Annotated in this window: 13 protein-coding genes; 8 read left to right on the top strand and 5 right to left on the bottom strand. The window is 58.8% G+C overall.

What is annotated here, in order from left to right; translation table 11 throughout:
• The first annotated feature begins 68 nt into the window (after window positions 1-68).
• From GPK94_RS09165 to GPK94_RS09155, 3 genes are read left to right on the top strand one after another with little or no spacing between them, the layout of a single operon-like run.
• Window positions 69-614 (top strand): TetR/AcrR family transcriptional regulator, encoded by a 546-nt coding sequence (locus GPK94_RS09165; RefSeq protein WP_215655608.1) that lies wholly within the window; start codon window positions 69-71, stop codon window positions 612-614.
• Window positions 615-673: 59 nt separating this feature from the next.
• Window positions 674-2380: an ABC-ATPase domain-containing protein gene (locus GPK94_RS09160; RefSeq protein ID WP_215655607.1), complete on the top strand. Its 1707-nt coding sequence runs from the start codon at window positions 674-676 to the stop codon at window positions 2378-2380.
• A 54-nt stretch (window positions 2381-2434) separates the two neighbouring features.
• Entirely contained in the window at window positions 2435-2995 is a 561-nt protein-coding gene (locus tag GPK94_RS09155; protein ID WP_215655606.1) for a flavin reductase family protein, read from the top strand.
• Between the two features lie 92 nt (window positions 2996-3087).
• Here GPK94_RS09155 and GPK94_RS09150 read toward each other — a convergent pair whose 3' ends face one another.
• Complete coding sequence (locus tag GPK94_RS09150) at window positions 3088-3981, bottom strand: LysR family transcriptional regulator (RefSeq protein ID WP_101693197.1); 894 nt, start codon at window positions 3979-3981, stop codon at window positions 3088-3090.
• Between the two features lie 142 nt (window positions 3982-4123).
• On the opposite strand from GPK94_RS09150, the gene GPK94_RS09145 reads away from it, so the two are divergent.
• The 5 genes from GPK94_RS09145 (at window position 4124) to GPK94_RS09125 (ending at window position 8941) form a co-directional block, all read left to right on the top strand.
• Window positions 4124-4720, top strand: a complete 597-nt coding sequence (locus tag GPK94_RS09145; RefSeq protein WP_101693198.1) for a sugar O-acetyltransferase — start codon at window positions 4124-4126, stop codon at window positions 4718-4720.
• The gene (locus GPK94_RS09140) at window positions 4704-5678 is read left to right on the top strand and encodes an alpha/beta hydrolase (RefSeq protein WP_215655605.1); all 975 of its coding nucleotides are present in this window, start codon (window positions 4704-4706) and stop codon (window positions 5676-5678) included. Before GPK94_RS09145 ends, GPK94_RS09140 begins: the two co-directional genes overlap by 17 nt.
• 189 nt (window positions 5679-5867) lie before the next feature.
• Window positions 5868-6212 carry a cyclophilin-like fold protein gene (locus GPK94_RS09135; RefSeq protein ID WP_252192554.1) on the top strand — a complete coding sequence of 115 codons (345 nt, stop codon included), beginning with the start codon at window positions 5868-5870 and terminating at the stop codon, window positions 6210-6212.
• A 12-nt stretch (window positions 6213-6224) separates the two neighbouring features.
• Complete coding sequence (locus tag GPK94_RS09130; protein ID WP_215655603.1) at window positions 6225-6977, top strand: carboxymuconolactone decarboxylase family protein; 753 nt, start codon at window positions 6225-6227, stop codon at window positions 6975-6977.
• 203 nt (window positions 6978-7180) lie between these two features.
• Window positions 7181-8941, top strand: a complete 1761-nt coding sequence (locus tag GPK94_RS09125; protein ID WP_215655602.1) for an RNA polymerase sigma factor — start codon at window positions 7181-7183, stop codon at window positions 8939-8941.
• Between the two features lie 286 nt (window positions 8942-9227).
• Here GPK94_RS09125 and GPK94_RS09120 read toward each other — a convergent pair whose 3' ends face one another.
• From GPK94_RS09120 to GPK94_RS09105, 4 genes are all read right to left on the bottom strand, one after another.
• On the bottom strand, window positions 9228-10772 hold the full coding sequence (locus GPK94_RS09120) for a hypothetical protein (RefSeq protein WP_215655601.1): 1545 nt from the start codon (window positions 10770-10772) through the stop codon (window positions 9228-9230).
• Between the two features lie 83 nt (window positions 10773-10855).
• Window positions 10856-12619: a hypothetical protein gene (locus GPK94_RS09115; protein WP_215655600.1), complete on the bottom strand. Its 1764-nt coding sequence runs from the start codon at window positions 12617-12619 to the stop codon at window positions 10856-10858.
• 25 nt (window positions 12620-12644) lie between these two features.
• Window positions 12645-13346 carry a leucine-rich repeat domain-containing protein gene (locus GPK94_RS09110; RefSeq protein ID WP_215655599.1) on the bottom strand — a complete coding sequence of 234 codons (702 nt, stop codon included), beginning with the start codon at window positions 13344-13346 and terminating at the stop codon, window positions 12645-12647.
• 242 nt (window positions 13347-13588) lie between these two features.
• Window positions 13589-14422 (bottom strand): GNAT family N-acetyltransferase, encoded by an 834-nt coding sequence (locus GPK94_RS09105; RefSeq protein ID WP_215655598.1) that lies wholly within the window; start codon window positions 14420-14422, stop codon window positions 13589-13591.
• Window positions 14423-14438: the final 16 nt, after the last annotated feature.

The raw sequence follows: 14438 nt of genomic DNA, 5'->3' as shown, positions 1-14438 counted from the left end.
GCATCAATTCCCGCCCGTGAGACAAATTCTCCCTTTTTGTCTCATATGCTCCATGGAGGATGACGGACATGGACAAACGAAAAGAGGCAAACCTCCGTGTGCGGAGACAGATCACGGATACTCTCTTTGCCCTGATGCAAAAAAAGAGTCTCTCAGAAATCACGGTATCCGAGATCGTGAAGGGCGCGGGCGTGGCCCGCGCCTCCTTCTATCGCAATTACTGCTCCAAGGAGGACGTGCTGGTCATGCTGATCCGGGATGTTCTGGATGATTTCCGCAGCAAGCTCTCACCGGGACAGGAGAGCTTTTATACCTATGAAAACATCCTGTTGAGCTTCCGCTATTTCCATGCCTATCGCACCTATCTCCTGGACCTGTACCACTCGGGCTTCCTGTCGGTGGTCCTGGAGGAGCTCAACCAGTTTCACGAGAGCATCGAGGGAACCATGCCCTCCTCTTCCATTGAGAAATACCAGCTCTATATGTACATCGGCGCACTGTGCAACACGGCGATGGAGTGGCTGCTGGAGCGGGATTCCGCCACACCTGAGGAAATGGCCCAGTTCTTTTTCCGCGCTATCCCCAGCATACCGCCCCCTTCCGGAATCCGCTGAGGTTCCAGTCCCTCCCCGGATCGCACCTGCTGACAACCGACCACAGAGAGGAGCACATCATGCAGACTTCCAGTGATTTGAAAACCTTATTGAACAAAATCGACCGGAGAGGTTATCCAGCCTACAAGGATACGCTGGGGGTCTATCAGTTCCCCGGCTATACCCTCTCCATCGACCACGTGCAGGGGGATCCCTTTGCCGCCCCCTCCAAGCTGAGCGTCTGCGTCCGCGGAAAACAGGCGGCCTTTCCCGCCGCGCTCTACCGCCTTCCCTGCCAGCGCATCGCCCTCCAGGATGAGCTGACCCGCCGCTTCGGACGGCTGGCCAGCCAGGCCTCTTTCCAGGCGAAGGGCTCGGGCCACAGCGGCCTGATCGCCGTCAGCCGCTGCGGGCAGGAGGTGTTGGAGCGGACCGCCTGCTCCCTGTCTCCCGAGAGCGGCGACATCCTCCTGCGGCTGGAGATAGGCTTCCCGGCCAACGGCCGCACCATCAATGCCAGAGAGCTGGAAAAGATCCTGTTCGATCTCCTCCCCCGGTGTGTAAAGGGCGCTCTGTTCTACCGCAACGCGGACCGCGCGCACTTTCAGGCCGTGGCCGATCTGGCGGAAGATCAGCAGTACATCCGGCAACAGCTGCCCGAGCTGGGCCTGTGCGCCTTTGTGGCCGACGGCAGCATCCTCCCCCGGGCCTCGGGGGTCTCCGCTCTGCCGATGAAGGGGGCGGTTCCCTTCCAGGCCCCGAAAGAGCTCTCCGTTACCTTGCAGCTGCCCCACCGGGGCGCCATCTCCGGCATGGGCATCCCAAGCGGGATCACCCTGATCGTGGGCGGCGGCTATCACGGAAAATCCACCCTGCTGAAAGCCCTGGAGCTGGGTGTCTATTCCCATATCGCCGGAGACGGCCGGGAGTTCGTGATTACGGACGACACTGCGGTGAAGATCCGGGCCGAGGACGGCAGAAGCATTCAGCGCACCGATATCTCTATGTTCATCCATGACCTGCCCAACGGAAAAGACACTTCCCACTTCACCACGGAGGACGCCAGCGGCAGCACCTCCCAGGCGGCCAATGTGGTGGAGAGCCTGGAGGCGGGCGCTTCCCTGCTCCTGATGGACGAGGACACCAGCGCCACAAACTTCATGATCCGTGACCAGCTGATGCAGCGGGTGGTTCGCCGGGAGATGGAGCCCATCACCCCGTTCCTGGACCGCATTGAGGAGCTGTACCAACAGCATGGCATCTCCACCATTCTGGTGGCGGGCAGCTCGGGGGCCTATTTCCACGCGGCGGATCACATCATCCAGATGGACCGGTATATCCCCCGGGATATTACCGCCTTTGCCAAGCGGGAGGCCCAGGCCTTTCCCGATGAGCGCTTTCCGCTGTCCCCGGCCTCCATGCCGGATTTTGCCCGCTGCCCCAAGCCGTCGCCGGAATTCCGCAGCGGCGACCGGATCAAGCTCAAATCCCTCGGCCGGGACGGGGTATCCATTCAGCGGGAGACCATCGATCTGCGGTATGTGGAGCAGCTTGCCGACGGGGAGCAGTCGGCCGCCCTGGGCTACTGTCTGCTCTATGCCCAAAAGCACCTGATGGACGGCAGGCGGACCCTGCGGCAGATCGTGGAGGCGCTGGACCGGCTGATGGAAACTCAGGGGCTGGCCGCGCTGTGCGGAACGCGCACCGCCCCTCCCTTCCTGGCCCGGCCCAGAACGCAGGAGATCTTTGCCTGTCTCAACCGCTTCCGGAGCCTGAATCTGTCATAAACCACGCCCGGCAAAGTAACTGCCGGAGTCCAATCCAACAGGAGGTATTTTGTTATGCGCAAGAATTTTGGACCCAAGCCCTGGACCTATCCTCAGCCGGTGTTCATCCTCGCCACCTACGGCGAGGACGGCATCCCCGACGCCATGAACGCAGCCTGGGGCGGTATCAGCGGCAGCACGGAACTCTCCATGTGCATCAGCGCCGGCCATAAGACCACCGCCAACATCCTCTCCCGCAAGGCCTTCACCGTCAGCATGGCCACCGCGGAGCAGGCCGTGGCCTGCGACTATGTGGGTGTTGAGTCGGGCAATAGCGTGACCAACAAGCTGGAAAAAGCGGGCTGGCACACCACCAAATCGGAATTTGTGGATGCTCCGCTCATTGACGAGCTTCCCATGGCCGTGGAGTGCCGCCTGGTCCGCTACGAGGTAGAGAGCGGCCGTCTGGTGGGTGAGATCGTCAATGTCAGCGCCGATGCGTCGGTGCTGGATGGGGACGGGAACATCGATCCCGACAAGCTCCATCCCATCCTCTTTGACCCCATCCACAGCGCCTACCGCAAGATGGGCGAAAAGGTGGGCAACGCCTTCCAGGATGGCGCCAAATTGAAGTAAATACCCTCCGTGCTGGCAGCGAGAACTTCTGCCAGCCGAAAAAACGCAGACGCCTGCTTTGGCGTCTGCGTTTTTTTATGCGGAAAGCGGCCTCAGGCGTCCGCCCGGATTTGGTCCAAGTGCTCCTGCAGATGCTCCAGGAACAGCTCGGCCGCCTTGGAGAAAATCCTGGATTTTTTCCAAACCAGGTACATCCGCAGCTCCAGCCTCGGCTCCAGGGGCCGGAAGCAGAGATGGCTGCCGGTGGTATTTACCAGCTTGTCCAGGGTAAGGGCATACCCCATCCCCTCATCCACCATCAGGGAAGCATTGTAGATCAGATTGTAGGTGGCGACCGTATGGAGCTCCGGCGGCTCCTTCCGGAGCCAGCGGTACAGCCCGCTCTTGTTGTCCACCTGCCGGGAGAGGAGCAGCGGCTTGTCCCACAGATCCCGGGGCGCGATGGTTTCCCGCCCGGCCAGGGGGCTGTCCCGCCGCATCAGGACGCCCCAGGTGTCCCTCATGGGCAGCTCGATATAGTGATACCTGTTCTTGTCCATGTCCCCCAGGAGGACTCCGAAATCCAGCAGCCCCTTGTCCAGCCGCTCACACACGTCCACCGCGTCACCGCTGACGATGTGAAAGCGGATGCCGGGGTGCTTTTCCTGCAGCTCCTTTGCGGCTCTGGCAAGCTGACGCACCCCATCGGTCTCGCCGGTACCGATATAGACATCCCCGCTGATGGTCTCCTCCGACCACATGACCTCTTTTTCTGTCCGGCTCACCAGTTCCAGGATCTCCTCCGCCCGCTTCCGCAGCAGCATGCCGTCCTCGGTGAGGGTGATTTTCCGGCTGCCCCGGATCATCAGCTGCTTCCCCAGCTCCTCCTCCAGCTCCTTGAGCTGCCGGGAGAGGGTGGGCTGGGTCAGGTGCAGGGACTGGGCGGCCGCCGAGATACTCTGCTCCCGCGCCACAGCCAGGAAATATTGCAGCACACGCAATTCCATTCGCTTCACCTCCGAATGGTCTGATGATAGCACAGAGCAGATATAGTTTTCAAGCATACTAAGATATTCTATATAGGTATTTGTTATCCAACTTCACGAGTGCTACAATAAAACCAGAAATTCTATGGATCGGAAGTGCAATATGGATTTAGAAGCATTTTTGGAGCATCTGAACAGCGGAAAGCCGGTGCCGGGCGGCAGCGAGGCCCATCAGTTCATGCACGGCGTCAGCCAGGAGGCGCTGCGTCTCACCGCCGAGATCAACGGAAGCTACCATACGCCGGAGGAGCTGCGCCGCCTCTTCTCCCAGCTGATCGGCGCTCCGGTGGACGAGACCTTCGGGCTGTTCCCACCTTTTTATACCGACTGCGGCAAAAACATCCACATTGGCTCCCATGTCTTTATCAACATGGGCTGTAAGTTCCAGGATCAGGGCGGTATTTTCATTGGGGACGGCGCACTGATCGGACACAACGTGGTTTTGGCCACATTGAACCATGCCATGTCCCCCAAGGATCGCGGCAGCATGATCCCCGCTCCCATCCACATCGGGAACCATGTCTGGATCGGCTCCAATGCCACCATTCTGCCCGGTGTGACCATCGGAGACGGGGCCATCGTGGCGGCCGGTGCCGTGGTGACCAAAGACGTTCCGGAAAACACCATTGTGGGCGGCGTGCCCGCCAAAATCATACGGCATTTAAGCGAGGAGGAGATCAACCATGCATTCGAAATATAACGGCTATTCCTTCCCCCTGCGGGATACTGTCCGGCGGGAAAAGGTACGCTTCCACAACCGCTACGGCATCGAGCTGGCAGGTGACCTGTACCTGCCCAAAGAGGCGGAAGGCAAGCTGGCCGCCCTGGCGGTGGCCGGTCCTTTCGGCGCGGTGAAGGAGCAGTGCGCCGGGCTGTACGCCGAGGAGCTGGCCAGCCGCGGCTTTGCGGCGCTGGCCTTTGACCCCTCCTTTATTGGAGAGAGCGGCGGCGAGGTCCGCAATGTGGCCTCCCCCGACATCAACACCGAGGACTTCTCCGCCGCAGTGGACTTCCTCTCCACCCGGGACTTTGCAGACCCGGAACAGGTGGGCATCCTGGGGATCTGCGGCTGGGGCGGCATGGCCCTCAACGCCGCCGCCATGGATACCCGCATCAAGGCCACCGTCACCTCTACCATGTACGACATGACCCGGGTAAATGCCAAGGGCTATTTTGACGCTGCCGACAGCGCCGACGCCCGCTATGAGATGAAGCAGGCCCTCAACGCCCAGCGGACGGCGGACTACAAGAGCGGCACCTATGCCCGCGCGGGCGGTGTGGTGGACCCCTTGCCCGAGGACGCGCCCTTCTTTGTGAAGGACTATTACGACTACTACAAGACGGAGCGGGGTTATGCCGAGCGGTCCCTCAACTCCAATGCCGGCTGGAACACCACCTCCACCCTGTCCTTCCTGAACATGCCGATCCTGCGGTACAGCAATGAGATCCGCAGCGCGGTGCTGGTCATTCACGGCGAAAAGGCCCACTCGTGCTATTTCAGCAAGGACGCCTTTGCCGACATGGTAAAGGACAATCCCGATACCGAGAACAAGGAACTGCTCCTCATCCCCGGCGCGGTCCATACCGACCTCTACGACCGAAAGGACATCATTCCCTTTGACCGGATCGAGGCGTTCTTCCGGAAATATCTGAAGTAAACACCTGCGGGAGGAGGGATTTTTTTGAGACTTCTCTGCATACTTCTCGCCGTCCTTGGGATTTCCGCCTGCGGGAGCAGCGCGATCCCGGCAGACTCCGGCAGTCCTCCGCCACAGGCGGTGGTTTCCGGTACCGAGAGCCCCATTTCCCAGCCCTCCGCAGAAGTTCAGCCCAGTGAGGAGGAGCCTATGTTACACATCACGGTGGGCAGTCATGAGCTGCTGGCTACCTTTGAGGATAACCCCTCCGCCCGTGAGTTCCAGGCCCTTCTGACTCAGGGACCGCTGACCATCGAAATGGAGGACTACGGCGGCTTCGAGAAGGTCGGCCCGCTGGGCACAACGCTGTCCCGGAACGATCAGCAGATCACGACGGAGCCGGGCGACGTGATCCTCTACCAGGGCAATCAGATTACCATTTACTATGGCTCCAACACCTGGAGCTTTACCCGGCTGGCCCGGATCACAGATCCCGCCGGCTTACAGGAGAAGCTGGGCAACGGAGCTGTGCAGATCACATTTTCGCTTGCATAGGAGGCACTTGATATGGCAGTGAAACAGACCGCAGGCCGAGACGCTTTGGGGGAGTTTGCTCCCCAATTCGCTCAACTGAATGACGATGTGCTCTTCGGCCAGGTGTGGAGCCGAGAGAATCAGCTGTCCCTGCGGGACCGCTCCCTGGTCACTGTGGTCGCCCTCATGGCGCAGGGGCTGGTGGACAGCTCCTTCCAGTACCACCTGACCACGGCCCGGCAAAACGGCATCACCCGGGAAGAGATCGCGGAGATCCTCACCCACGCCGCCTTTTACGCCGGTTGGCCCAAGGCCTGGGCCGCCTTCCGCATGGCAAAGGAGGTCTGGGCAGAGGATGCGCCCCAGGACGGCAAGGCGCAGCATCAGCAGGAGATGGTCTTCCCCATCGGCGCCCCCAACGACAGCTTTGCCCAGTATTTTGTGGGCCAGAGCTACCTGCACCCCCTCTCCACCAGTCAGGTGGGAGTGTACAATGTGACCTTTGAGCCCGGCTGCCGCAACAACTGGCACATCCATCATGCCGATCAGGGTGGCGGACAGATTCTCCTCTGTGTGGCCGGACAGGGCTGGTACCAGGAGTGGGGCAAGGCGCCCCGAGCACTGCGTCCCGGTGATGTGGTCAACATCCCCACCGGCGTAAAGCACTGGCACGGCGCGACCTCGGACCAGTGGTTCTCCCATCTGGCCCTGGAGGTCCCCGGTGAGAACTGCTCCAACGAATGGCTGGAGGCAGTCACCGACGAGGTGTACCACAGCCTGGACTGAGCTTCCCTTTCGTCTTTCTTCCAAAAATGACCCCCTATCTGATTTACAGATAGGGGGTCATTCTATCGGTCGGTTCCTATCCTTGCCAAGCAGAGGAAGATTCGATATAATCCGGTTGTAAAGTGGTCATGAGTCTTGCTCTCCGGAATCACGGGGTCCCGGAGGCATCTCATCTATAGAAAACAGTGAGGGAGAAACGAGAGATGGAGCTTCGTACATTGGTGGAACGGGCCAAGACGGGAGACCCGGCAGCGATGGGAGAACTGTATCAGGCGACCAATCAGAGAGTCTATGCACTGGCCTTGCGGCTGACCGGCAATCCGGATGAGGCCATGGATGTGGTGCAGGAGAGCTATCTGTCCGCCCTGCAAAATCTGGAGGGACTCCGGAATCCCGACGCCTTTCTCAGTTGGATCTTCCAGATCGCCGCCAATCGCTGCCGCAAGCTCCACAACCAGGCCCGCCGCTTTGCCTCCCCCGGGTCGGAGGACGAGGAGACAGATTATTTTGACGCGCTCCCCGATCCGGATGAAAAGCTTCTTCCGGAAGCCGTCGTAGACAGCGGGGAGACCCGGCGCTTGATGGCCGAACTAGTGGACAGTCTGCCCGAGGCCCAGCGGGAATGTGTCATCCTCTACTATTTTTCCCAATGCTCTGTGGAGCAGATCGCCCAGATCCAGGCCTGCACACAGGGAACGGTAAAAAGCCGCCTGAACTACGGGCGGAAAAAGCTGAAGGAGGGAGTCCTGGCCCTGGAGGCCCGGGACGGCATCCGCCTGCACTCTCTAGTGCCCATTGGTCCTCTCTTCGCCTGCGTGGGATCGGAAGTGCCCGACCCGGACTCGCTCCTCCATATCTGGCAGAACATTGCAGCTGGCATGGGTACCGCAGGCGTGGCTACCGCCTCCGCCGGGGCAGCCTCCACGGCAGCGGGCAGCCAGACCGCAGCGGGTGGTGCAAGTGCCGCGGCCAAGGGTGCGGTCGGAGCGGTGAAGCTGAAGATCGCGGCTGGTGTAACGGCGGGCGCGGTCCTGGCCGGCGGCGCAGGGATCGCCCTCAGCCAGCCGGCGGTGACCTTCTCTGATCCAGTCTTCGAGCAGAACATCCGGGTCATTCTGGACAAGCCTTCCGGGGCCATTCGAGCGAGCGATCTGGAGCAGATCAAACAGCTCTGGATCCTGGACGACGGCATGACAACAAAAACATCGGGGGAAGCCCTCCAGGGCACTCAGCTGGTGAGCAGTCTGGAGGACATCACCCTTCTCTCTGAACTAAGCCGGATTGACTACCAAGTGACAGACGGGGGTGCCCTGCTGGACTCTCTGCCGGAGCAGGAGTCCATCCAGACAGCTTGGGTCAACACGGATGAGCTGGACGCGCCCGGTATAGAGGACCTGTCCTTTCTGGAGCGCCTGCCCAATCTGCGTAGACTGTATCTCCACACAGAACCTGGGATAGACCTTACTCTGCTTGAAACCAAGACCTCGCTGATGGGCCTGTCCCTGTTTTCAGAGAGTGACACCACCCTGGATGTCTCCCAGCTGACCCAGCTGCGTTTTCTGGATTACTGGGGGCACTCGAACATCGACATCACACTGGAATCTCCGGCGGAACTCCCCTATCTGAAGAGCCTGACTGTGTCCGGCGGCTCCGACTTTCTGACTCCCTTGGACCTTCTGTCCTATATGCCCGCCCTGGAATATCTATATCTCAGAGTGGCAGGAGACACCGATCTGACCCCCGTGACCCAGCTGACCCAGCTGCGTGGGATCCAGTTCTCCTACGACGGTCGCCCGGTGGATCTGACGCCGCTGCTTCAGTGCCCCAGCCTGGAGATGTGCTTTGTTCCGAATCAATATGACGGCATGACCATCCCGCCCGAGCTTCCACTGGGCACCTTTGAACAGAGTAAAGCCATTCAGGCAGAGATTTTCCAGGAAATCGGCGAGGAAATCCGGGGCTAGCCTTCAAAACTCCGCCTTAAAAATAGAAAAAAATAAAACCGTCCCCACCCCTTCCGCCTCTTACTGGTGTGGGCAGAAATGCTCCCGCCGGCGGCGGTAAGACGGACACAGAAAACATGGGAGGTGCCTCCCCCTGAAGGAACGGCCTTCAAAAAACAGATTTTTCCGTCCCCGCCGCCGGAGTCCTTTCCATGCTGCACACTCTCCCCCTATGACAGAGCGCCGCCCCCGCCGAACGATCCGGCAGGGGCGGCGCTTTTTCTGTTTCAGGCCGATCCCATATGCATCACTTCAGCATGGCCTGAAGGGCAGCTCTGGTTTCATCCCGGTGATTGGTCACAGATACGGTATCTCCCCCCAAAGCCTCCATACGGACATTGCGCGCAGCCGCTGCCTCGTACTCCGCCTGGGTAGTCTCTGTGGTGTGCGAGAGGTAGTAGAAGGTATGGCTGCCGCCCGAGAAATCTCCTCCGCCGATGCTTTCATACTCAATGCCCAGCTCTCCGGTGGCAGTATCCCGGCACAGATACCAGTTCAGCGCACCTCCGGCCCAGATCCCGGTCTCCTTGCTCATGAGTTTCCCGTTCTGCCAATAGTAGAGGTTGGCCGAAAAAGAGTCCAGAACGAACAGCTCCTCCATCCCGTCTCCATTCAGATCGATCAGCTGGGCCTGCGCAAGGCTGGCATAATTGGAGGAATTGAGCTTTTCCAGCATGGCCGCCGCCATTTTGGACCGCTCCGTCTGGACGGAGCCGCGGCCGGCCTCCAGGAGGGCATTGCCCGCCTCGATCACGTTGGTGCAGCGTTCGCTCTCCTCAAAGCCGGGATAGCACAGCTCATTGAGGGTCGGGCTGGCCTGCTCCGATCCCCAGTCCCCCTTCTTCGGCTCAGTGTACTCCACCAGTTCTCCGTTGAAGAAAGTATAGTACTCGTTGCTGATGTCGTTCCCATAGCCCGTGGTGTCGTTTGTCTCCCACTCCGTATACAGCACCCGGCCATCCTTCAGCCAGCTCACACGGCCGCCGCTGGCGCTGCCGTCCCAGCAGTCGCAGAGAATCTGGACCTTACCGTTGACATAGCCGTAGACCACCGGGGCATATGCTCCAACCCCAGGCGCGGGACGGCTGACCACCAGATAGGGGTTTCCGTTGTTCTCCAGGTCGGCCAGGAACACATCTGTCTCCTCCGGCGTCTCATACATATCTCCGCACTCATCCAGGAGCTTTTGCCCATAGGCCTCCATCTGCTTCTGGGACATGGTGCACTTGCTCCGGTCTCCGTAGTAGGTGACCCGCTGCAGGGCCTTTTTCGCCTCCTGGCTGAGGCCGCTCTCCTCCGTATATCCCTTAGAGCTGTCCACCACAATGGCATTCGCCGCGGCGTCCCACTCCACCGAGCAGTTAAGGAGCTTTCCCACATCTCTCAGCTTGACAAAGTTGTTTCCGCCGATGTCATAAGCGGTCAGCGCGATCTCCTTTCCGCCATAGAGGAAGGTATTGAAGCTGGGGGTGGCCTTTCCCGCGCCGGCAGAGGAGGTCAGCGTATGCCCCGCCGTGCTGTACGCCCGGTTGGGGACGATCTTCACCGCCCCCATCCCATTGTCCCAGGTCACATCAAACTGCTTGTGGCTGCCCGAGAGGACATAGGCCAGATCTCTGAGCTTGAAGTAGTTGTTCTGCTTGATGGTATAGGCTGACAAGCGCACTTCCTTTCCATCCACGTAGATCTTGCTCTGATTGGGTGCGGCCTGAATGGAGGTGGCCGCCGAGGCCACAGGCGAAAGCCCCATACACAGTGCCAGTGTCAAGCAGATTCCCTTTGCATTTTTCATGTTCTCTTCTCTCCTCTTTTTGATAAAATCTTCTCTATCCGCAAAACGGAAACGGGTAGGTCAGGCCGGTAGGAAGCATGGCGTCAGTTGCCTCCTGTCATCATGGCGCGCAGCTCTTCCAAGCTCTCCTCCACCTGACTGTCTCCGTTGAGGATATCCTCGATTACCTCATACCGGGCGCAGTTGGCCTCATAGGCCGCATACAGCCGGTCATACTCCTCCTGGCTGGATTCATCGCCCGGCCCGATCCCCAGAGAAAAGGAGTCCGTCCGGTCGGCAAAGGTACAGGTATGCTGCTGTGGGCCCTGATACTCCACCATCTGTAAGGCGTATTCCCCGCTGCTTTTCTCCCGCACCAGAGATACTGCGGCATCCAGTCCGGTTCCGAGCCAACTGGCCTGGATCTGTCCGTCCGCCCACTGCACCAGGAAGGCGTTGGTGTATGAGGTGTCGTTTTGGGAGACGAGGATGAGCTCCTTCATGCCGTCTCCGTTCATATCCAGAAGGCGGGCATAGTCCAGCGTGAGTCCCCACGGCATCTCCGGGGCGGTTATATCGGAGAGGGTCCCCATTTGATCCAGCTCTATCATGATATTATACATGTCTTTTGCCATGTACTCCTCCTCGGTGTGCTCGGCGGCATATGCACCCTGAGAGGCATCCCCGTCGGTGAGGGCCGCCCGGTATTGGTTGAGGTATTGGATCATCTCGCTGGGGGAACAGGCGCAGACCACGACCTCCTCAAAGGAGCGGTACGGGAGATTCCGCTCGGTCTTCTCCTCCTCCACCGGCTCTTCCACGTCCCGGTTCGCCCACTCCTCCTCGGTATAGTAGTTTACTTCTCCATTCTCAACGATCTTCCATTCCCCCAGCTCATAGCTATACTCCTCCAGGTAGGATTCGCTCTCCTCTACCCGGCCCTGGAGGAAGGTGTACACGCTTCTGCTGTGGCTATCCGCCCCGGAAGAGCCACTCTCACACATCTTTACCTTGCCGTTCTCCGTCTCAAAGAGATAGCCCTCCTGCCGGCCGTTGTACGCCTCCTCGCCGATGATACGCACCGGCTTTCCATACTCATCCCAGCCGTAGATCTCAAAGGAATTGTCCGCCAAGCTGCTGAAACAGTAGAGATATGGGAGACCTTCCCCGGAGAAATCTCCCAGCACCATCAGGGAGCGGTCGGTCTCGTAGTAGCCGTCATACCCCTGGACCGTGTAGGGATCGTTCCAAAACACCACCTGATCCACCGGCTGACTGTATCCGCTGAAGGGCTCTATATCACCCTGGAGTCCATGGGCGATCAGCAGACCCAGAAGGACCGCCTGATCCGCTGTCATCCGGCACTTGCTGATGTCCCCGTAATACGGCATGGCGGAGAGCACTTCGGCAGCCGCCTGTCTGGAACGCTCTGTCTCCAGAGCCTCTTTCAGGGTTCGATCCCCAGTCGCCTCTGCACCGCTCTGGAGCAGGGCGAGCAGCTTGTCCTCCTCTCCCATCTGCCGACACAGCTCGATCGCCTTCTGATACAGCTCCGCGTTGCCGCTGTCCCGCTGGATGGCCGCCTCATACTCCGCCAGAGCCGACGCATAGGCAGAAGTCTGCTCCTCACTTCCCTCTTCTGCCGCCTCTGCCATGGCCAGATAGACCTCCGCCCGGCCCTGATAGGCCTCCGGACGATCCGGTAGCAGGTCTGCCGCCTTTCCAAAGGCCTCCATCGCCTGCTCATATTCCTGCTGGGATAAGCTGGCGGTCCCCTGCTCACAGTAGGCCGTGTACTTTTCCTCCTTGTTGCCGCACCCGCTCAGCAGCAGTACCGCGGCCACCAGCAGCCACACAAACCGTTTCATCTCTCATCTCTCCCCTTTTTCGGATTCATCCCTTGACCCATTTGATCGACTCGGAATGTTCCTGATAATATTCGATAAACGGTTCAAATCCCTCTCCATAATAGGTCACCGTAGCCGAATGGGTACCGATAATATCCATATACGCAGCATCTTCCCCCATCGGTTCCGGTGCGTCTCCCTGAAACAGGATCGACTCCCCCCACAGCCCATATTGGTCAACGCGCTTTACACTGGCCGGCACCGTCAATTCCGCAAGCTGTTCACACTCTGAAAATGCAGAACTTCCAATTTCCTCTATGGTATTTGGAAGCACCACGCGGCTCAAATTGCTACACCGCCTGAACGCCCCTTTTCCAATGGAGGTCACGCCCTCTGAAATATAAATCAGGCCAATTTCATCATCGATGTCCTCCCAAGGTCTGTCAGATAATTCGTAATGGGTCATCTCCCCCTCTCCGGAGATCACCAGCACGGAGTCTTTATAGTACCAGACCAGGTCCGCTCCGCACACACCCGCGGATTCCGCCGTCTCGGCGTTGACCGTCTTGACGATCGCCTCCATCTCCGGACTCAAACCATCAGAGGTACTCTTCTCATCGGACACAGCTGGTGTATTCTCTGCTCCCGCGGCAGACGCCGGGGCCGGGGTGTCTCCGCCGCAGGCCGTCAGCAGCAGACTCAGTGCGATGGTCAGGGTCCCAATGCTTGTAAATTTGTGTTGTTTCATACCTCATACTCCATTTCTCTCATGTTCTGATGTTGCCGTCTCGGCTGTTTCTGTCCGTAAGATCCCGTACCTCTCCCTTCGGTTTTATCTCTGGACAAGTTTTTTCGAAAATTTTTCTGAGGTGCTGTGGGCATAAAAAAGCAGCAAACCTTTTTCAGACTTACTGCTTTATTTTTTATGCGGAGTTCCTGAGGGCTCGCTTTTTGATGGGATATTGTTTGACCAAGTATGATCCTATTCTATCAGGAATCGATTCTTTTTACCATCTCAAATTGTTTTGCTGCCGTTTTAAATCCAAGCGCGGCGAGCATTTCCAGGACCTCCCGCTCCTTCTGATCGATATTCTTTGCGGTGAGCGGATGAACCCTGGAGAGAAGGGATTGGATGACCGGCTTTAACTCCTCCACGCTGCGGCAGCCCAGCTGGAGGATCTGCCCATTCCCTTTTGAGAACACGCAAAAGGCGGACACCCCATCCTCCCTTCGGTAGGCGACCTCATACAATTCGGGATTTCGTCGCAACAGGCCGGTGGAATGCTCATAAGAGGGCCCGATCTTCCGGCACTGCCTCACATGGTCCAGATCAAACCGGTCGAACTCCATATATTCCACCTTGCCTTGCTCTGTGCTCCCCGTGGGTGCACTCGCGTGAAGAACTGCGAACTCTCTCGTGACTGAAAAACCCTGCTTTTTGTACAGGCGGATGGCCCCCTCATTTTGCTGCAGCACTTCCAGATAATAAGATTTGATCTGCGTTTGTCTCAGCACTTGCTCGGCCAACGAAAACAGATCGGTAGAGATTCCATTGCCCCGATGCTCCGGAACCACGCCCGTTCCCACATTGAACGCCGCTTCCTGGCCATAATAGAGGCCGCAGGAATGGAGCATAAATCCCACCATTTGGTCACCGCAAAAGGCTCCGAAGGACCGGCTTTCATCCACACCGCTTGTCCGGAAGAGATGGGCCAGCTCTGCCTCGGTCAGGCAGAGCGGAATATCATAATCTGAAAAAGCAAGGTTGAGGCAAGCGGCGATTTCCTCCAGTGAGACCTCTTCTAACGTTTGATAGCGATACATAGCTGGTACCTCCTTC

This window comes from Pseudoflavonifractor sp. MCC625 (genome assembly GCF_018784545.1).
Lineage (GTDB): Bacteria > Bacillota > Clostridia > Oscillospirales > Oscillospiraceae > Pseudoflavonifractor_A > Pseudoflavonifractor_A gallinarum.
Note: the sequence above shows the minus strand (reverse complement) of the source record. Positions and strands in the feature narration are given on the sequence as shown.

What these genes read in the sequence shown, in the direction of transcription:
- GPK94_RS09160 (WP_215655607.1), top strand. Translation starts at nt 674, where the DNA reads ATGCAGACTTCCAGTGATTTGAAAACCTTATTGAACAAAATCGACCGG.
- GPK94_RS09145 (WP_101693198.1), top strand. Translation starts at nt 4,124, where the DNA reads ATGGATTTAGAAGCATTTTTGGAGCATCTGAACAGCGGAAAGCCGGTG.
- GPK94_RS09130 (WP_215655603.1), top strand. Translation starts at nt 6,225, where the DNA reads ATGGCAGTGAAACAGACCGCAGGCCGAGACGCTTTGGGGGAGTTTGCT.
- GPK94_RS09135 (WP_252192554.1), top strand. Translation starts at nt 5,868, where the DNA reads ATGTTACACATCACGGTGGGCAGTCATGAGCTGCTGGCTACCTTTGAG.
- GPK94_RS09115 (WP_215655600.1), bottom strand. Translation starts at nt 12,619, where the DNA reads ATGAAACGGTTTGTGTGGCTGCTGGTGGCCGCGGTACTGCTGCTGAGC.
- GPK94_RS09165 (WP_215655608.1), top strand. Translation starts at nt 69, where the DNA reads ATGGACAAACGAAAAGAGGCAAACCTCCGTGTGCGGAGACAGATCACG.
- GPK94_RS09155 (WP_215655606.1), top strand. Translation starts at nt 2,435, where the DNA reads ATGCGCAAGAATTTTGGACCCAAGCCCTGGACCTATCCTCAGCCGGTG.
- GPK94_RS09125 (WP_215655602.1), top strand. Translation starts at nt 7,181, where the DNA reads ATGGAGCTTCGTACATTGGTGGAACGGGCCAAGACGGGAGACCCGGCA.
- GPK94_RS09140 (WP_215655605.1), top strand. Translation starts at nt 4,704, where the DNA reads ATGCATTCGAAATATAACGGCTATTCCTTCCCCCTGCGGGATACTGTC.
- GPK94_RS09150 (WP_101693197.1), bottom strand. Translation starts at nt 3,981, where the DNA reads ATGGAATTGCGTGTGCTGCAATATTTCCTGGCTGTGGCGCGGGAGCAG.
- GPK94_RS09110 (WP_215655599.1), bottom strand. Translation starts at nt 13,346, where the DNA reads ATGAAACAACACAAATTTACAAGCATTGGGACCCTGACCATCGCACTG.
- GPK94_RS09105 (WP_215655598.1), bottom strand. Translation starts at nt 14,422, where the DNA reads ATGTATCGCTATCAAACGTTAGAAGAGGTCTCACTGGAGGAAATCGCC.
- GPK94_RS09120 (WP_215655601.1), bottom strand. Translation starts at nt 10,772, where the DNA reads ATGAAAAATGCAAAGGGAATCTGCTTGACACTGGCACTGTGTATGGGG.